The organism is Actinobacillus seminis (genome assembly GCF_002263215.1).
GTDB lineage: Bacteria > Pseudomonadota > Gammaproteobacteria > Enterobacterales > Pasteurellaceae > Actinobacillus_B > Actinobacillus_B seminis.
In genome coordinates this window covers 77,166-94,715 of the sequence record NZ_NLFK01000007.1, presented here as the reverse complement: position 1 = coordinate 94,715, position 17,550 = coordinate 77,166, and the positions used below count along the sequence as shown (strand labels likewise).

General features: G+C 41.0%; 19 protein-coding genes and 2 pseudogenes. 20 read left to right on the top strand and 1 reads right to left on the bottom strand.

Going from position 1 to position 17,550, the window contains the following annotated elements:
* Window positions 1–28 precede the first annotated feature (28 nt).
* From rpmJ to tadA, 11 genes are all read left to right on the top strand, one after another.
* Window positions 29–142 (top strand): 50S ribosomal protein L36, encoded by a 114-nt coding sequence (gene rpmJ / locus CFY87_RS07955; RefSeq protein ID WP_005548767.1) that lies wholly within the window; start codon window positions 29–31, stop codon window positions 140–142.
* A gap of 141 nt (window positions 143–283) precedes the next feature.
* Window positions 284–640 carry a 30S ribosomal protein S13 gene (rpsM, locus tag CFY87_RS07950; RefSeq protein ID WP_094946672.1) on the top strand — a complete coding sequence of 119 codons (357 nt, stop codon included), beginning with the start codon at window positions 284–286 and terminating at the stop codon, window positions 638–640.
* A 16-nt stretch (window positions 641–656) separates the two neighbouring features.
* Window positions 657–1,046: a 30S ribosomal protein S11 gene (gene rpsK, locus CFY87_RS07945; RefSeq protein ID WP_005543603.1), complete on the top strand. Its 390-nt coding sequence runs from the start codon at window positions 657–659 to the stop codon at window positions 1,044–1,046.
* A 29-nt stretch (window positions 1,047–1,075) separates the two neighbouring features.
* Window positions 1,076–1,696, top strand: a complete 621-nt coding sequence (gene rpsD / locus CFY87_RS07940; RefSeq protein ID WP_094946671.1) for a 30S ribosomal protein S4 — start codon at window positions 1,076–1,078, stop codon at window positions 1,694–1,696.
* Window positions 1,697–1,724: 28 nt separating this feature from the next.
* Window positions 1,725–2,717, top strand: coding sequence for a DNA-directed RNA polymerase subunit alpha (locus CFY87_RS07935; RefSeq protein ID WP_094946670.1), 993 nt, complete (start codon window positions 1,725–1,727; stop codon window positions 2,715–2,717).
* Window positions 2,718–2,758: 41 nt separating this feature from the next.
* Window positions 2,759–3,151, top strand: coding sequence for a 50S ribosomal protein L17 (gene rplQ / locus CFY87_RS07930; RefSeq protein WP_094946669.1), 393 nt, complete (start codon window positions 2,759–2,761; stop codon window positions 3,149–3,151).
* A 675-nt stretch (window positions 3,152–3,826) separates the two neighbouring features.
* Window positions 3,827–4,423: an RNA pyrophosphohydrolase gene (gene rppH / locus CFY87_RS07925; protein ID WP_094946668.1), complete on the top strand. Its 597-nt coding sequence runs from the start codon at window positions 3,827–3,829 to the stop codon at window positions 4,421–4,423.
* Between the two features lie 2 nt (window positions 4,424–4,425).
* Window positions 4,426–5,217, top strand: coding sequence for a sulfite exporter TauE/SafE family protein (locus tag CFY87_RS07920; RefSeq protein ID WP_094946667.1), 792 nt, complete (start codon window positions 4,426–4,428; stop codon window positions 5,215–5,217).
* A gap of 9 nt (window positions 5,218–5,226) precedes the next feature.
* The gene (gene lgt / locus CFY87_RS07915) at window positions 5,227–6,039 is read left to right on the top strand and encodes a prolipoprotein diacylglyceryl transferase (RefSeq protein WP_094946666.1); all 813 of its coding nucleotides are present in this window, start codon (window positions 5,227–5,229) and stop codon (window positions 6,037–6,039) included.
* Between the two features lie 5 nt (window positions 6,040–6,044).
* Window positions 6,045–6,896, top strand: coding sequence for a thymidylate synthase (locus CFY87_RS07910; protein ID WP_094946665.1), 852 nt, complete (start codon window positions 6,045–6,047; stop codon window positions 6,894–6,896).
* Window positions 6,897–6,945: 49 nt separating this feature from the next.
* Entirely contained in the window at window positions 6,946–7,443 is a 498-nt protein-coding gene (gene tadA, locus CFY87_RS07905) for a tRNA adenosine(34) deaminase TadA (protein WP_094946729.1), read from the top strand.
* Window positions 7,444–7,502: 59 nt separating this feature from the next.
* Here the strand turns inward: tadA and plsB are convergent.
* Window positions 7,503–9,942: pseudogene (gene plsB / locus CFY87_RS07900) on the bottom strand (glycerol-3-phosphate 1-O-acyltransferase PlsB).
* Between the two features lie 152 nt (window positions 9,943–10,094).
* Between plsB and lexA the strand changes: the two are divergent.
* The 9 genes and pseudogenes from lexA to CFY87_RS07855 all read left to right on the top strand — a co-directional run.
* Complete coding sequence (gene lexA, locus CFY87_RS07895; RefSeq protein ID WP_094946664.1) at window positions 10,095–10,730, top strand: transcriptional repressor LexA; 636 nt, start codon at window positions 10,095–10,097, stop codon at window positions 10,728–10,730.
* Window positions 10,731–11,084: 354 nt separating this feature from the next.
* Window positions 11,085–11,462 carry a 30S ribosomal protein S6 gene (rpsF, locus tag CFY87_RS07890; RefSeq protein ID WP_075321680.1) on the top strand — a complete coding sequence of 126 codons (378 nt, stop codon included), beginning with the start codon at window positions 11,085–11,087 and terminating at the stop codon, window positions 11,460–11,462.
* A complete protein-coding gene (gene priB, locus CFY87_RS07885) occupies window positions 11,449–11,775 on the top strand; it encodes a primosomal replication protein N (protein ID WP_075321681.1) in 327 nt (108 codons plus the stop codon). The genes rpsF and priB overlap by 14 nt, the downstream gene beginning before the upstream one ends.
* Window positions 11,776–11,787: 12 nt before the next feature.
* On the top strand, window positions 11,788–12,015 hold the full coding sequence (rpsR, locus tag CFY87_RS07880) for a 30S ribosomal protein S18 (protein WP_005759927.1): 228 nt from the start codon (window positions 11,788–11,790) through the stop codon (window positions 12,013–12,015).
* Between the two features lie 18 nt (window positions 12,016–12,033).
* On the top strand, window positions 12,034–12,483 hold the full coding sequence (gene rplI / locus CFY87_RS07875) for a 50S ribosomal protein L9 (RefSeq protein ID WP_094946663.1): 450 nt from the start codon (window positions 12,034–12,036) through the stop codon (window positions 12,481–12,483).
* A 322-nt stretch (window positions 12,484–12,805) separates the two neighbouring features.
* Window positions 12,806–13,171, top strand: a complete 366-nt coding sequence (locus tag CFY87_RS07870; RefSeq protein ID WP_094946662.1) for a helix-turn-helix domain-containing protein — start codon at window positions 12,806–12,808, stop codon at window positions 13,169–13,171.
* A 106-nt stretch (window positions 13,172–13,277) separates the two neighbouring features.
* Complete coding sequence (rnr, locus tag CFY87_RS07865) at window positions 13,278–15,680, top strand: ribonuclease R (RefSeq protein WP_094946728.1); 2,403 nt, start codon at window positions 13,278–13,280, stop codon at window positions 15,678–15,680.
* Window positions 15,647–16,384: a 23S rRNA (guanosine(2251)-2'-O)-methyltransferase RlmB gene (gene rlmB, locus CFY87_RS07860; protein ID WP_094946661.1), complete on the top strand. Its 738-nt coding sequence runs from the start codon at window positions 15,647–15,649 to the stop codon at window positions 16,382–16,384. The genes rnr and rlmB overlap by 34 nt, the downstream gene beginning before the upstream one ends.
* Window positions 16,385–16,656: 272 nt before the next feature.
* A pseudogene (locus CFY87_RS07855) lies at window positions 16,657–17,438 on the top strand (two-partner secretion domain-containing protein); the annotation flags it as partial.
* Window positions 17,439–17,550: the final 112 nt, after the last annotated feature.

The following is a 17,550-nucleotide window of genomic DNA, read 5'->3' as shown; positions in this document are numbered from 1 at the left end:
TTGTCCATATAAATAAAAGGGATAAGCAATGAAAGTTCGTGCTTCCGTTAAGAAGTTATGTCGTAACTGTAAGATTGTTAAACGTGAGGGTGTTGTGCGTGTTTTATGTAGTGACCCTAAACATAAACAACGTCAAGGTTAATTGATATTTTTTCTTGCAAAGAACCAGTTGAGCAGGTATACTGCTCAACTCATTTATGTCCTTGACATACTGTTTGAGTATCCTGAAAACGGGCTTTTCAAGATCAGTATGTCAAATTAATCAAACGAATAGGAGTGCATAGTGGCCCGTATTGCAGGCATTAACATTCCTGATCAAAAACACACTGTAATCGCTTTAACTGCAATTTACGGTATCGGTAAAACTCGTTCTAAAGCAATTTGTGCGGCGGCGGGTATTGCTGAAGATGTGAAGATCAGAGAATTGTCTGAAGAGCAGATTGATAAACTGCGTGACGAAGTTGGTAAATTTACCGTTGAAGGTGACTTACGCCGTGAAGTAACACTTAACATTAAACGCCTACTTGATTTAGGTTGTTATCGTGGTTTACGTCATCGTCGTAGTTTACCAGTACGTGGTCAACGTACTAAAACTAATGCGCGTACCCGTAAGGGTCCTCGTAAGCCGATCAAGAAATAAGTCGGGGTAAATTTAAATGGCAAAAACACCAGTTCGTGCACGTAAACGTGTAAAAAAACAAGTTGTAGATGGCGTAGCACATATTCACGCATCTTTCAATAATACAATCGTTACCATTACTGACCGTCAAGGTAATGCTTTAGCATGGGCAACCGCAGGTGGTTCAGGTTTCCGTGGTTCTCGTAAATCTACCCCGTTTGCTGCACAAGTTGCGGCTGAACGTTGTGCTGAAATCGTTAAAGAATTTGGCTTAAAGAACTTGGAAGTTATGGTTAAAGGACCGGGTCCTGGTCGTGAGTCAACAATCCGTGCTTTAAATGCAGCGGGTTTCCGTATCACGAATATTACAGATGTGACTCCGATTCCACATAACGGTTGTCGTCCACCGAAAAAACGTCGTGTTTAATGACGTACTAGGATAGTTGGAGAAAGAAAATGGCAAGATATTTGGGTCCTAAACTCAAGCTCAGCCGTCGTGAAGGTACTGACTTATTCCTTAAGTCAGGAGTACGCGCGATTGATTCAAAATGTAAAATTGATACAGCACCTGGTCAACACGGTGCTCGTAAACCGCGGTTGTCAGACTATGGTAGTCAATTACGTGAAAAACAAAAAGTTCGTCGTATCTATGGTATTTTAGAACGTCAATTTCGTAATTACTATACTGAAGCAAACCGTTTAAAAGGTAATACCGGTGAGAACTTACTGGTATTATTAGAAGGTCGATTGGATAACGTTGTTTATCGCATGGGCTTTGCTGCAACTCGTGCTGAGGCTCGTCAATTGGTGAGTCACAAAGCGATTGTTGTAAATGGTCGTGTTGTGAATATACCATCATTCCAAGTTTCGGTTAATGATGTCGTAGCTGTTCGTGAGAAATCTAAAAAACAGGCACGTATTAAAGCGTCATTAGAATTAGCAGAGCAAAGAGAAAAACCAACTTGGTTAGAAGTTGATTCTGCGAAAATGGAAGGTGTGTTCAAACGTGTTCCTGAACGTTCTGATTTATCAGCAGACATTAACGAACATCTGATCGTTGAGCTTTATTCTAAATAATAAAGCTTCGTAGCAAAGAGAGGATAAAATGCAGGGTTCTGTTACAGAATTTTTAAAACCACGTTTAGTTGATATCGAGCAAATTAGCCCGACTCATGCTAAAGTGATCTTAGAACCGTTAGAGCGTGGCTTTGGTCATACTCTAGGTAATGCATTACGTCGTATTCTTTTATCTTCAATGCCGGGTTGTGCTGTCACTGAAGTAGAAATTGAAGGCGTATTGCATGAGTATAGTAGTAAAGAAGGTGTTCAAGAAGATATTATTGAAGTGCTTCTAAATCTCAAAGGCCTAGCGGTTAAAGTACAGAATAAAGATAATGTTTATCTGACACTAAACAAATCTGGAATTGGCCCTGTTGTTGCAGCTGACATTACTCATGATGGTGATGTAGAAATTGTTAATCCTGATCATGTCATCTGCCATTTAACGGACGAAAACGCCTCTATCAATATGCGTATTCGTGTTCAACGTGGTAGAGGATATGTTCCGGCATCAGCTCGTGTGCATAACGTACATGAAGAAGAGCGCCCAATAGGTCGTTTACTAATCGATGCTTGTTATAGTCCGGTAGATCGCATTGCTTATAATGTGGAAGCGGCTCGTGTGGAACAGCGCACTGACTTGGATAAATTGGTCATTGAGTTAGAAACCAACGGAACAATTGATCCGGAAGAAGCAATTCGTCGCGCAGCAACAATTTTAGCAGAGCAACTAGATGCTTTCGTTGATTTGCGAGATGTTCGTCAACCAGAAGTTAAGGAAGAGAAACCGGAGTTTGATCCGATTTTGTTACGTCCTGTTGATGACTTAGAGTTGACAGTTCGTTCTGCTAACTGTTTGAAAGCAGAAACAATTCACTATATCGGTGATTTAGTACAGCGTACTGAAGTTGAGTTATTGAAAACACCTAACCTTGGTAAGAAATCACTTACTGAGATTAAAGATGTGCTTGCTTCACGCGGCTTATCACTTGGTATGCGCCTTGAGAATTGGCCACCAGCAAGTATTGCTGAAGACTAGTTTGGTCATAGGTTAAAGATTTTTCTGAGAAGGATAAGGTCATGCGCCATCGTAAGAGTGGTCGTCAACTAAACCGTAATAGCAGTCATCGCCAAGCGATGTTTCGCAATATGGCAAGTTCATTAGTAAGTCATGAGATCATCAAGACTACATTGCCAAAAGCGAAAGAATTACGTCGTGTAGTTGAGCCGTTAATTACATTAGCAAAAGTAGATAGCGTTGCAAATCGTCGTTTAGCTTTTGCTCGTACACGCAACATTGATACTGTTGCTAAATTGTTCAATGAATTAGGTCCACGTTTTGCTCAACGTGCGGGTGGTTATACTCGCATCTTAAAATGTGGTTTCCGTGCAGGCGACAATGCTCCAATGGCTTACATTGAGTTAGTCGATCGCCCGGAAGTAGTTGCTGAAGAAGTGACTACTGCAGAATAATTGATGATGATTTAATGAAAAGCCCACTTAATGTGGGCGTTTTTTATTTGCTCCATGCTGTATTATGAAAAATGATCGTTATATTGATCATTATGTTGATTATGTCAATTTCTATCGCTTAATTAATAAGCAATCTTTTTGTTGTTAATCTCTATATTATTCACACCAAATAAATCATTCTATCCTATTGATTTATAATATAAATTATTTTTTATTTAAACCTATAAAAGTTATTCCTGATTATTCAATTAATAGATCACATAGTTATCCACAAAAATATTGGATAACTTTTTAAGTATGAAAGATCTCATATTTCTTCGCATTATGCCGGTGATAATGCTAGTTTTTTTATTCAATAATAGGAGATAAAATCCTCACTAAAAGGCATTAAAGGAGCTTTACAGGAAATACGGTGATTTCTGATGGATCCAAAAAATATTGATATCAGATAAGGATCTTTTGTCCGTTAATCAAAGTTATGCATAACTTATTGCCGAATTATCCACAGAATTATTCACCTGTTAATATTTTAAAAAAATGACCGCACTTTTTTTTTTTTTTTCAGATCACGTTTCATCAAGTATTGTATTAAAACAAAGATTATTGGTTGTGTAAATTCTAAGATTATGGAACAATTTAAGGATATTATTTATAAATAGTTTAAGGTGAACGATAGTGATCGATTTCGATGGCTACCGTCCAAATGTAGGAATTGTGATTTGCAATAGCAATGGGCAGGTCCTATGGGCGAAAAGGTATGGGCAAAATTCTTGGCAATTTCCTCAAGGTGGGATTAATGATAATGAAAATGCCGAACAAGCAATGTATCGTGAGCTTTTTGAGGAAGTGGGGCTGACTCGTAAAGATGTCAAAATTTTGTATGTATCGAAACAATGGTTGCGCTATAAATTGCCGAAGCGATTATTACGTTACGACTGTAAGCCGGTTTGTATCGGGCAAAAACAGCGCTGGTATTTATTGCAGCTAATCTCCGATGAAGCGAATATCAATATGCAAAGCAACAAATCTCCTGAGTTTGATGGATGGAGATGGGTGAGTTTTTGGTATCCCGTTCGTCAAGTGGTTTCCTTTAAACGAGATGTTTATCGTAAGGCAATGAAAGAATTTGCGATCTTTTTGTATGAACGTAAACAAGATCCCTTAGTGCCTCCTCCTTTTGCCGAAAGTAAAAAAACGTCTCAATCTACAAAAAAATCAGGATTTACACATAAATATTCAAGACGTTCTTTTAATTATAAAACAAGGGGTTAATCATGCTAACCTTTATTCTTATTTGTCTCGTGGTCGGTTGTGTTGTCGGTTTTTTAGCCGGATTATTTGGTATTGGCGGGGGGTTAATCATTGTCCCCATTCTGGTTTATTTATTACCCATGATGGGGGTACCCGATCCATTATTAATGTCCACCGCGTTAGGCACCTCTTTTGCCACTATTGTGATCACCGGGTTTTCCTCGGCGCAACGTCATTATAAATTGGGCAATATTCGTTGGGATGCAGTGAAAATTTTAGCCCCTGTTATCATGGTAACCACATACTTTGCCGGTGCTTTTATCAGTAAATTGGATCGTGACATTTCCGGTAAACTATTCGCCTGCTTAGTTATTTATTTAGCAGTGAAGATGATTTTATCCATCAAGCCGAAGGAAACGGGTAAAACCCTGACGAATATGGCATCCGTGGTTGGCGGTGTGTTAATTGGTATTGCATCCAGCGCAGCCGGAATTGGCGGTGGCGGATTTATCGTACCTTTTTTAAATTCACGCGGTATCGAAATGAAAAAAGCTATCGGCTCCTCCGCATTTTGCGGCATGTTGCTTGGCTTGTCAGGGATGCTAAGTTTTATGCAAAGTGGATGGAGTGCGGAAGGAATGCCGGATTCTTCTGTCGGTTATGTATATTTACCCGCAGTATTAGGTATCACTTTAACCTCTTTTTTCACCTCAAAAATCGGGGCGACCATCACCAGTAAATTGCCGGTTGCCACCTTAAAACGTTATTTTGCTTTATTATTGATTGCTATTGCGTTCGATATGTTTATTCACTAAAGGACAATTATGAATACGAATTTTTTCCAAATGCCCTATATTGATCCGGTGGTTTTTACCTTGGGACCGATAAAATTACACTGGTATGGTGTGATGTATTTGCTCGGCTTTCTTTTTGCTTATTGGCTGGGATCAAAACGAGTGAAGCAATCCAACGGATTATGGTCAACGGAACAATTCGAGCAACTGATTTATAACTGTTTTTTCGGTGTCATTTTAGGTGGGCGTATTGGCGACGTCTTTTTTTACAGCTTCGATAAATTTATGCAGGATCCGCTGTATTTATTCCGTATTTGGGAAGGCGGAATGTCTTTTCACGGCGGGCTTATCGGCGTGATCATTGCAATGATCTGGACTTCACGTCGGCAACAGCGTAATTTCTGGCGGACAGCTGATTTTGTCGCGCCGCTAATTCCGTTTGGACTTGGGGTGGGGCGCATTGGAAACTTTATCAACAGCGAATTATGGGGACGTGTCACCGATGTGCCTTGGGCAATGATTCCATATAATGGAACCGTTCCTTTGCATCCATCACAACTTTATGAAGCCTTCCTTGAAGGATTGGTTTTATTCGTCATGCTATATGTTTTTTCGCGCAAATCACGCCCGCAAGGATCTGTTGCAGGATTATTTTTACTCGGTTATGGAGTGTTCCGTTTCCTGGTAGAATATGTGCGTGAAATCGATCATAGTGTAAATACCGTGAATGATTTAATTACGCGAGGTCAAATGTTATCATTGCCAATGATTATTGGCGGTATTGTTATTTTAATCTGGGCGAATCAACGTCATGCCAGTAAAAGTGCGGTCAAAAAAGGATAAGTTTTATGCGTCAATATTTAGATTTATGTCAACGAATTATCGATCAAGGTTGCTGGGTTGAAAACGAACGAACAGGGAAACGTTGTTTAACTTTGATTAATGCGGATTTAACTTATGATGTCGCCAACAATCAATTCCCGCTAATCACCACGCGCAAAAGCTACTGGAAAGCCGCCATTGCGGAATTTTTGGGTTACATTCGCGGTTATGATAATGCGGCGGATTTTCGCAAACTCGGTACCAAAACCTGGGATGCCAATGCCAATGAAAATCTTGCTTGGTTAAATAACCCAAACCGCAAAGGTGAAGATGATATGGGGCGGGTTTATGGCGTCCAAGGACGCGCTTGGCGTAAGCCGAATGGAGAATCTGTCGATCAGTTACGTAAAATTGTTGATCATTTAACGAAAGGCATTGATGATCGCGGTGAAATTTTTACGTTTTATAATCCCGGGGAAATTGAATTAGGTTGCTTGCGTCCTTGTATGCATACACACACATTTTCTTTGCTTGGTGATACCCTGTACCTGACCAGTTATCAGCGTTCTTGTGATGTCCCGCTTGGCTTGAATTTTAATCAAATTCAAGTGTTTACCTTTTTAGCCTTAATGGCACAAATTACCGGTAAAAAAGCGGGGCAGGCCTATCATAAAATTGTCAATGCGCATATTTATGAAGACCAACTTGAATTGATGCGGGATGTGCAATTAAAGCGTGAACCATTTCCGTTACCTCGCTTAGAAATTAACCCGGATATTAAAACCCTACAGGATTTGGAAACTTGGGTCACCATGGATGATTTCAAGGTGGTCGGTTATCAATGTCATGAAGCGATTAAATATCCTTTTTCGGTGTAAGTAAACTCTAACTTGGTAGTTTATTGTGCAATCCGAATTTGATATTCAAATGATGCAGTACGCCTTATCCTTGGCGGATAAAGCGGAGGCATCAGGGGAGATTCCGGTCGGTGCGGTATTGGTTGATGAACAGGGGAAAATTATCGGCGAAGGCTGGAATTTATCCATTGTGCATTCCGATCCGACTGCACACGCCGAAATTATCGCCTTACGCAATGCGGCACAGTACGTGCAAAATTATCGCCTCCTTAATACGACGCTGTATGTCACTTTAGAACCTTGTACCATGTGCGCCGGCGCGATTTTACACAGTCGCATCAAGCGGTTAGTGTTTGGTGCTTACGATCAAAAAACTGGTGCGGTAGGTTCACGTTTCCATTTCTTTGAGGACTATAAAATGAACCATATGCTGGAAATTACCGGTGGTGTATTGCAAGATCTTTGTAGCCAAAAATTAAGTGCATTTTTCCAAAAAAGACGTGCGCAGAAAAAAGTGGAGAAAGAGGAAAAGGTTAATTTATTAAATCACCAAAACGAGAAGAATTAGGTAAGTGGTTTGAATAAGGGTAGAAGATCAAAGTGATCTTCTACCATTGAATGGAAAGATTACGATTCGGCTTGCTCGATTTCGTCGCCTTTTTCGACCGCACTTTTGATGGTAAGTACCACTTCAGCGGAAATCATCTGGGTCAGAATTGTCGAAATATCTGTTAGTTTTTGTGGATCGGCAATATTATTTTCATCAAAATAGCCACTATTTTTTAGGCTCGCCACAAAAGCGGAGAATACGGCTTTATCAAAAAATTCCGGCGCATTGATACCATGTAAAACGGAGAGACGTTGTGCAATGGATTGGCTTTCTTTTTCCAGATTTGCACGCGGCATTTTAGGATCGTTTTGCAACAGGCTCACTGTAATATAATAGCGCTGTAAAATTTCGCGTACACCGGCTGACCAAAGTTGTAAGGTACGCACGTTAGCTTTATTGATAGACAATAAATTCTCGCTTACTTGGATAATTTGTTGGCGTTGGAATTCGGATACAATTTTATCTGTTTGCGCTTTTAATTGATTCTCGCTGAAATGCAGGAATAATTCCCCTTTCAAGAAGGGATAAATTTTGCTCACTGATTGCAAGACCAAGTCTTTTTGAATGGCTTCGTAATGCAAAATCATACTCGCAATTAAAGACGGTAATACGAATAAGTGTTGGATATTATTACGATAATAGGTCATCAACACTGCCGAGTTTCGCTCTAAGCGAATGATCTCACCAAAATTATCTTTTTCGATCAGCACACCTACTCGATCTAAACTGAGGACGTGTGACAACATTGCTTCCGGTGTTTCTTGCGGCACGATAATATCCGTCGAATAAGGAACCTGTTGTAAAAATTGTTGATAACTGGCAAGTTGTTCGAGTAATTGCTCGCGCGATAATGCTCGTTGGCGCGAAGACAATAAGGCTGTCCCGGTTAGGTTCATTGCGTTAACCGCTGCGGCGTTATTAATATGTACCATCACTTGATTAGAAATAGTATCGACTGCAGGACTGAACCAACTTGGGCGTTCTTCATCCGTTGGCGTTTTCCATTCGGGGAAATGTTGGTTGAGGTAGTTGCTTAATACGATCGGTTCACCGAAATTGACGTAGCCTTGCCCTAAATTTCGCAATTTTTTGATAACCCGCAACACCAAACCGGCATTTTCTTTTCTTTTGCCGCACCACGCAATTCTTTGGCATAAGTATCCACTTCCAATACATGTTCATATCCCACATATACCGGTACCACCGAAATTGGACGAGTTTGATGTTGCTGCAAGGCTTGCAAGGTCATTGACATCATTCCGGTTTTCGGCGCTAATAAGCGTCCCGTGCGCGAGCGTCCGCCCTCAATAAAATATTCGACGGAATAGCCACGATGGAATAATTCAGCTAAATATTCACGGAAAATCGTGGAATATAAGCGATTTCCCTTGAAAGTACGACGTATAAAAAACGCGCCGCCACGACGGAACATGGCGCCAACTGGCCAGAAATTTAAATTGATACCGGCAGCAATATGTGGCGGTACCAAACCTTGATGATATAACACATAAGATAACAACAAATAGTCAATATGACTACGGTGGCAAGGAACATAGACAATTTCATGCCCGTCTAACGCTAATTTGCGTACACGATCGGCATTGCGTACATCAATTCCATGATACAATTTGTTCCATAACCAACGTAGAAAACGATCCGCGATACGCAATCCCTCGTAATTTACGTTGGCGGCAATCTCATCCAAAATTTTGTAGGCTTCCGCTTTCGCTTTGTCTTCACTGATTTTTTTACTTTTCGCCTCATTCGCAATAGCCGCTAAAATCACTTCAGATTTTAATAACTTATTAAACATTGCTTCGCGGTTTGGCAATCTTGGACCGGTGGCGGAAATGCGTTGTTTAGAAAAGTGAATTTTTGCAACACGTGCAAGTTTGGTCGCTATAGTTTCATCAGAACCATGTTCATTGACCATATACCGAAAGGAAACTGCCTGCGAAAAACGTACAAAGGTATCGCGCCCAAACCAAATGGCGGCGGCAGTTTTTTGAATTCCGTTGAGCAAGCGTAAATTCGGTAAGCCGGATTTGTCTTCATGACCCGGAGAGCGTCCCCACAACACGGAAACCGGAATTAATTGCACATCCAATTCTGGCAAAGTGCGGTGCAATTCTAAATATTTATTGAAAATTGCAATCGTTTCTTGTTTTGCTCCTTTGGATTTAAAGAAACGTCGTCCTTCATCTAAAAATACGAAACGCGGCAATGATGTTTTCTCAATGATATTATTTTCTGCCGGATCCGGTAAGCCTACACTTAAGCAATTTTTACGGAAAATCACCCAGTCGGTTTCTGAAGTGTATGGCAAGACATATACGATAGGTTGCTCAATATTTAATTGTAATTCTTGGATGGGGTGATGGGGAATAGGGTTATTTTTACTAAAAAAGATAATGGAAATTCCAGTAATTTACGATATGCATTCAGTAAGCCAGACATAGATGATCCCATGAACGAATAATTTATGTTAGAAGTTGCAGTATTTTAGCATAAAAATCGGTATTTCTTTAGCATTTACTAAAGAAACCGTTGCAACAGCATGCTTTATGTATATAATAACAGTTATTCTGTATATAAAAACAGGAGGGAATATGGGGTTAATAAAAGCCTTAACCGCGCGACAGCAGGAAGTTTATGATTTACTAAAGCGTCATCTGGAAACTACCGGTATGCCGCCGACGCGTGCTGAAATTTCTAAAGAATTGGGCTTTCGTTCGCCGAATGCCGCTGAAGAGCATTTAAAAGCCCTAGCGCGAAAAGGGGTGATTGAGATTTTATCCGGTACTTCGCGCGGGATTCGTTTGTTAGTGGATGAAGACGAAAAAGAGGATGATGAGGGCTTGCCGCTAGTAGGACGCGTTGCCGCCGGTGAGCCGATCCTTGCGGAACAACATATTGAGGGGACTTACAAAGTGGACGCCAATATGTTCAAGCCACAAGCGGATTTTTTATTGAAAGTATATGGGCAATCCATGAAAAATATCGGGATTTTAGACGGTGATTTATTGGCGGTACACAGTACTAAAGACGTGCGTAACGGTCAAGTGATTGTGGCACGGATTGAAGATGAAGTGACAGTAAAACGCTTGGAGCGAAAAGGATCGATTATTTATTTACACGCGGAAAACGAAGAATTTGCACCGATTGTGGTTGATCTTAATCAGCAACCGAATTTTGAAATCGAGGGCATTGCGGTTGGGATTATCCGCAATAATGCTTGGATGTAATGCTGATTGGATTGCTGCTTGAGATTTAAAGTGCGCTGAGAAATTTGCCTATTTTTGACCGCACTTTTGAGACGCATGTTGATGATATTTTGTCTCATTTGTCATCAATGGTGGTGGGCAGATAATTTAGGATTCCTTAATGTAGTTATGGAGGTCGTCATGTATAATGAAAAATGGCGGCAAGCAAAAAAAGCGGTCTGTTTTACTTATTTTTTGTGCAAGATATCTTGTGCTTTAGCCTTGACCTCTGTATAATCGCACACCTTACAGTCATATCATATTTTCGTTCCTTGCTTCCGCAAGATTGGTGACTGGTCTTATCGTCGGAGGCTGATTAACCCGTAAGGAGCAGTAATGCGTCACTACGAAATCGTGTTTATGGTTCATCCGGACCAAAGCGAACAAGTACCCGGCATGATTGAACGTTATACAGGTTCTGTTAAAGAAGCTGGCGGTCAAATCCATCGCCTCGAAGATTGGGGGCGTCGCCAATTAGCTTACCCAATCAATAAATTACATAAAGCACATTATGTGCTTATGAATGTAGAAGCGCCTCAAGAAGTCATCGACGAGCTAGAAACAACTTTCCGTTACAACGACGCAGTTCTTCGTAACGTAATTATTCGTACTAAGCACGCCGTAACAGAAGCGTCCCCAATGGTTAAAGCACGCGATGAGCGTAAACCTTTAGCTGAAGTTGAAAACAACGATTTTGAGGATGCTGAAGAGTAATTTAACTGTTAGTAATCGTTTCTCTTTAGTCGGTCAAGTGGCAGATTATCCGAAACGATATAAAAGCCCTAACGGTATCGAACATTGCCGGTTTTATTTGGAACATCGTTCCGAACAACGAGAAGCCGGGTTATCACGTCAGGCGTGGTGCAAAATGCCGATACAAGTTAGCGGGAATGCACTAATAGCAAAAGCTCAAAGCATTACGGTCGGCAGTAAATTATTGATTGTGGGATTTATTAACTCACATAAATCGGCAAACGGTTTAAATCAATTAGTATTACACGCCGAGCAAATCGAATTTATAGATTAGGAGACCAGCCAAATGGCACGTTATTTCCGTCGTCGTAAGTTCTGCCGTTTCACAGCGGAAAATGTAGTAGAAATCGATTATAAAGATATTGCTACATTAAAGAACTATATCACAGAGAGCGGCAAAATTGTTCCAAGCCGTATTACCGGTACTCGTGCGAAGTATCAACGTCAATTAGCTCGCGCTATCAAACGTGCGCGTTATTTAGCGTTACTTCCATACACTGACAATCATCAGTAATTTAAGGAGAATACGGTAATGCAAGTAATTCTTTTAGATAAAATCGCTCACTTAGGTAGCGTAGGTGATCAAGTTAGCGTTAAATCGGGTTATGCACGTAACTTCTTAATCCCACAAGGTAAAGCGGTGATGGCAACCAAAGCTAACATTGAACATTTTGAAGCGCGTCGTGCTGAATTAGAAGCTAAAGCGGCAGAAGCGTTAGCCGCCGCACAAGCTCGTGCAGCAAAATTAACTGAATTAGCTTCAGTCACTATCGCTTCTAAAGCAGGTGATGAAGGTCGTTTATTCGGTTCTATCACTACTCGCGATGTTGCTGATGCAGTAACTGCAGCGGGCGTTGAAGTAGCTAAATCCGAAGTTCGTTTATCCACAGGTCCGATTCGTACCACGGGTGATCACGAAGTTCGCTTCCAACTTCACGGTGAAGTATTTGCAACATTAAACGTTGTTGTCGTTGCCGAATAATTTTCGCAGTTAATAAAAAACCCGACACTTGTCGGGTTTTTTATGTTTAAAATTATTACTATCAGCTGCTCTATCGCCACATCTGGAGCCATCTTTTGCTCTTTACCAGTGATAATCACAAGTCCCTGCATAAGCCGTACCAACGGTGCCGAATAAAAAAGTTGTTAAAAGCAACATTGCTATTTTTTTCATTTATATTCTCCTAGTTTGTTTAATGAATGAGCTTTATTATAAACTAAAATAGTTTTAAACAAAACAATTTTAGTTATTTTTAAACTGTTTTAGTTTCCAAAAGTTTTTTGAAATCATCATAATTTCACAAATGAAGATAAAAACTGAACAAGAAAAATTTGGTGAACGTTTGCGTTTAGCAATAGAAAATGCCAAATTATCACATCTCAAAACAAGTGATATTGCTACAAGATTTAACCTACGTCATTCAGCTGAGCCAGTAACCCCACAAGCGGTTTACAAATGGTTGAATGGACTTTCAATTCCGTCTAGCGATAAAATTGATACGCTTGCTGAATTATTAAATATCTCACCTCAATGGCTACGGTATGGTATTTCTGAAGAAGATAGAACGACAAATCTTTCATCAATTGATGATGCTTTAATTGCGATGTTTCTGGCTTTAACTGAAGAGCAGAAAAAAATTATTATTGATGTTATCCGTAATTTTAAATAATTCTTCGTAGTTCTTGCTTTCCCCCTCTCGCAGTGTCAAACTTGTATTAAATCCATTCCCAAGAGGATCCCGGCCTATGAAAACCGATAGAAAAACTTCCGCAAAAATGACCGCACTTTCAGATCCGAATTATCAAGCGGAACTAAAAAAATATGATAATCCGATCCCAAGTCGAGACTTCATTTTGCAAATTATCCGTGAACATAATGCGCCTATGTCAAAAGAAGAAATTTTGACCGCATTTGTGATTGAAAGCGAGGAGCGGCAGGAAGGGATGCGACGGCGTTTGCGCGCTATGGAAAATGACGGTCAATTGGTCTTCACCAAACGTAAGTGCTATGCTTTGCCGGAAAAATTGGATTTGTTAAAGGGAACGGTAATTGGGCATCGTGATGGTTACGGTTTTCTGCAAGTGGATGGTGTGAAAGATGATTGGTTTATTCCGAATGTCCAAATGCAACGTGTGATGCATGGGGATTATGTGCTGGCGCAACCGAACGGATTTGATCGTAAGGGGCGCAAAGAAGTGCGTATTGTACGGGTGTTGGATAGTCGCAAGAAACAATTAGTCGGTCGTTTCTTCCTTGAGGATAGTATCGGTTATGTGGTGCCGGATGACAGCCGCATTAACCGCGATATTTTAATTCCTAACGAATATCGCAAGGGCGCCCGCATGGGGCAAGTGGTTGTGGTGGAGTTGAAGCCGAGAACCGCAAATTTTACCCAACCAGTGGGCATGATTGTAGAAATTTTGGGCGAAAATATGGCAAAAGGCATGGAAACCGAGATTGCCATCCGTAATCATGATATTCCTCATGTGTTCCCGAAAACAGTAGAAAAACAAGTGAAAAAATTCACGGAAGAGGTGCCGGAAGAAGCCAAACAAGGGCGGGTAGATTTACGTCAATTGCCATTGGTTACCATTGATGGTGAAGATGCGCGTGACTTTGATGATGCGGTTTTTTGTCGCAAAAAAGGAACCGGTTGGAAATTGTGGGTGGCAATTGCGGATGTGAGCTATTATGTGCGTTTGCGTACTGCGTTGGATACCGAAGCCTATAATCGTGGTAATTCAGTGTATTTCCCTAACCGTGTAGTGCCAATGTTGCCGGAGATTTTATCCAATGGATTATGTTCACTCAATCCGCAAGTCGATCGCTTGTGTATGGTATGTGAAATTGATTTATCGGCGAAAGGCAAGATGATCGGTTATCAATTTTACGAAGCGGTTATGAATTCCCATGCGCGTTTAACCTACACCAAAGTGGCGCGTATTTTAGAGGGAGATGAAGAATTACAACAACGTTATCAAGAGTTGGTTCCGCACTTGCAAGAACTGCACCGAATGTATCAAGCCTTGATTAAAGCTCGTCATCAACGGGGAGCCATTGATTTTGAAACCATTGAAAGCAAATTTGTGTTTAATGAAATGGGACGTATTGAAAGCATTGAGCCGGTAGTGCGTAATGATGCGCATAAAATTATCGAAGAATGTATGATTTTAGCCAATATTGCGGCGGCGAATTTTATGCAACGTCATGAAGAAGCGGCGTTATATCGTATTCATGCGGGTCCAAGCGAAGAAAAGCTCACTGCATTTAGAGGTTTTTTAAACGAATGCGGTTTAACCCTTGGTGGTGGCGAAAAACCGACGACCACTGATTATGCGAAATTATTGGAACAAGTGCGCGAACGCTCGGATTATGAATTGATTCAAACCATGTTGTTGCGTTCTCTTAGTCAGGCAATGTACGATCCGGACAATATCGGACACTTCGGTTTGGCGTTGGACGAATATGCGCATTTCACCTCACCAATCCGTCGTTATCCGGATTTAACCCTACACCGTGGCATCAAATATTTATTGGCAAAAAAACAAGGCTCCAAACGTCGTACCACGGATACCGGCGGTTACCATTATGTCATTGATGATATGGATATTTTGGGAGAACATTGTTCCATGACCGAGCGCCGGGCGGATGATGCGACACGTGATGTGGCGGATTGGCTGAAATGTGAATATATGCAAGATCATGTGGGGCAAGAATTTGATGGCGTGATTTCTTCGGTGACCGGTTTTGGTTTATTCGTGCGATTAAACGATTTGTTTATTGATGGGTTGGTGCATATTTCCACTTTGGATAATGATTATTATCAATTTGATCTTTCAAAACAACGTCTGATTGGCGAAAATAGCGGAATGATTTATCGCGTGGGCGATAAAGTGCGTATTCGGGTTGAGGCAGTGAGTCTTGAACAACGCCAAGTGGATTTTTCCATGATTTCCAGCGAACGTAAACCGTTACGTGCCGGTAAAACGGCAAAACAAAATGCGAAAAAAGCGTTGCGCTATGCGGAAAGTATGAAAAAGCAAAAAGCGGGCGCGAATAAAGCGGTGAAAAGTGCGGTCAAGAAAAACGCAAAATCGAAAAGTAAAAATAAAAGTAAAAAACGAAAAAATAAAAAGGATCGGAAATGTCAGAAAATATTTATGGTATCCACGCGGTGAATGCTTTTCTTAGTCGCGCGCCGGAGCGTTTAATTGAGGTTTATGTGTTAAAAGGGCGTGAGGATAAACGTTTGCAACCTTTGCTCAATGAACTTCATCAATTGGGGATCTCGGTACAATTTTTAAATCGCGATAGTTTGGATAAAAAAGCTAATGGCGAAGTTCACCAAGGTATTATTGCACGCGTTCAACCGACGAAAGAGCTGAACGAACAAGATCTTGATCGGATTTTGCAACATCAGTCAGCACCATTGTTGTTAGTCTTAGATGGTGTTACTGATCCGCATAATTTGGGAGCTTGTTTGCGTACCGCGGATGCGGCGGGAGTGTGTGCGGTGATTGTGCCGAAAGATAAATCAGCGCAATTAACCTCAATTGCACGCAAAGTGGCTTGCGGCGCGGCGGAAAGTGTGCCGCTTATTCGCGTGACTAATTTAACCCGAACGTTGCGAGAATTGCAGCAACAACATAATATTTGGGTAGTCGGTACTGCCGGCGAAGCAACGGAAACCCTGTACCAAAGCAAACTTACTGGATCTTTAGCCTTAGTGATGGGGGCGGAGGGTGATGGAATACGTCGTTTAACGCGAGAAACTTGCGATCAATTGATCAGTATTCCCATGGCGGGGGCTGTGTCGTCGCTGAATGTTTCTGTTGCTACCGGTGTATGTCTATTTGAGATTGTGCGCCAAAGAGATGACTAGGTATTGCACATAACTATTTGATAAATTTGCCCTTAAAGGCGTAGAGTCAATGTATAAATTAAATACAAGGGGTTCTGATGGATACGTTCCATAAAAATCTTTGTACAATAGTTGTGCTTTCTGCGGTTTCAACATTTTCTATTGCAAACCAACCTCAAAATTTGCCTCCATTAAATCAAATAGACGCAGCCGAAAAGTTGCGGCAGCAACAACGTCAGCAAGCTCAACAAAATCAACTTCAACATCAAGCAGATGTAGGCTTGATACATAATATGAACAAGCAATGTTTCCGTGTTATCTTCAGCAAAACCCTACAACGCTTAGTGGTAACCTCAGAACTCGTAAAATCGGAAGGTAAATCAACGGAAAAATTCCCTTTCACCTTTCCGCAACTTTTTGCCAACCTCCGACCGCTTATGTTTAGCCTATTTTGTGCCTTAGGCTTTGTGGCGTTTTCAGACGCGGTATTAGCGGATACGCTTATTATTCAAGCCGATAAATCTGCGCCGAAAAGTCAACAGCCTATTGTATTGCAAACTGCAAACGGGCTTCCGCAAGTCAATATCCAAACCCCGAACGATAAAGGATTATCTCATAATAAATATTCAAAATTCGATGTCTACACCAAAGGGGCTATTTTAAATAACAGCCACACCGATGTACAAACCCAACAAGCAGGTTTAATCACAGGCAACCCCTACCTTGCCCGTGGTGAGGCGAAAGTGATTTTAAATGAAGTGAATTCGTCCGACCCTTCTGTGCTAAAAGGCTATGTGGAAGTGGCAGGTAAAAAAGCCGATGTGATTATTGCCAATCCGTCGGGGTTACATTGTGAAGGCTGTGGCATAATCAATTCAAACCGTGCTACCTTTAAGGTAAACCACAGATTGTAAATGGCAATCTCGAAAGCTTTATGGTGGAAAAAGGAAAAGTCAGTGTATTGGGCAAGGGGTTAGACAATAGCCGAGTCGATTATACTGAAATCATTGCACGTGAAACCCAAGCCAATGCAGGAATTTTGTCGAAAAAAGAAGCCAAAGTCATAACAGGTAAAATTTAGAAATTGTATATATCAACTCGGTTATCTCGTTTATCTTCATATCTACAAATCAAACAAATTCCGACTTTGTGGTGCGGAATTGATCAAAGTTAGCCGTCGAACCTCG

Bases quoted from the DNA above. Each gene is read 5' to 3' on its own strand.
- rpmJ (WP_005548767.1), top strand. From the start codon at position 29: ATGAAAGTTCGTGCTTCCGTTAAGAAGTTATGTCGTAACTGTAAGATT.
- rpsK (WP_005543603.1), top strand. From the start codon at position 657: ATGGCAAAAACACCAGTTCGTGCACGTAAACGTGTAAAAAAACAAGTT.
- rpsD (WP_094946671.1), top strand. From the start codon at position 1,076: ATGGCAAGATATTTGGGTCCTAAACTCAAGCTCAGCCGTCGTGAAGGT.
- CFY87_RS07935 (WP_094946670.1), top strand. From the start codon at position 1,725: ATGCAGGGTTCTGTTACAGAATTTTTAAAACCACGTTTAGTTGATATC.
- rplQ (WP_094946669.1), top strand. From the start codon at position 2,759: ATGCGCCATCGTAAGAGTGGTCGTCAACTAAACCGTAATAGCAGTCAT.
- CFY87_RS07920 (WP_094946667.1), top strand. From the start codon at position 4,426: ATGCTAACCTTTATTCTTATTTGTCTCGTGGTCGGTTGTGTTGTCGGT.
- lgt (WP_094946666.1), top strand. From the start codon at position 5,227: ATGAATACGAATTTTTTCCAAATGCCCTATATTGATCCGGTGGTTTTT.
- CFY87_RS07910 (WP_094946665.1), top strand. From the start codon at position 6,045: ATGCGTCAATATTTAGATTTATGTCAACGAATTATCGATCAAGGTTGC.
- tadA (WP_094946729.1), top strand. From the start codon at position 6,946: ATGATGCAGTACGCCTTATCCTTGGCGGATAAAGCGGAGGCATCAGGG.
- lexA (WP_094946664.1), top strand. From the start codon at position 10,095: ATGGGGTTAATAAAAGCCTTAACCGCGCGACAGCAGGAAGTTTATGAT.
- rpsF (WP_075321680.1), top strand. From the start codon at position 11,085: ATGCGTCACTACGAAATCGTGTTTATGGTTCATCCGGACCAAAGCGAA.
- priB (WP_075321681.1), top strand. From the start codon at position 11,449: ATGCTGAAGAGTAATTTAACTGTTAGTAATCGTTTCTCTTTAGTCGGT.
- rpsR (WP_005759927.1), top strand. From the start codon at position 11,788: ATGGCACGTTATTTCCGTCGTCGTAAGTTCTGCCGTTTCACAGCGGAA.
- rplI (WP_094946663.1), top strand. From the start codon at position 12,034: ATGCAAGTAATTCTTTTAGATAAAATCGCTCACTTAGGTAGCGTAGGT.
- CFY87_RS07870 (WP_094946662.1), top strand. From the start codon at position 12,806: ATGAAGATAAAAACTGAACAAGAAAAATTTGGTGAACGTTTGCGTTTA.
- rnr (WP_094946728.1), top strand. From the start codon at position 13,278: ATGACCGCACTTTCAGATCCGAATTATCAAGCGGAACTAAAAAAATAT.
- rlmB (WP_094946661.1), top strand. From the start codon at position 15,647: ATGTCAGAAAATATTTATGGTATCCACGCGGTGAATGCTTTTCTTAGT.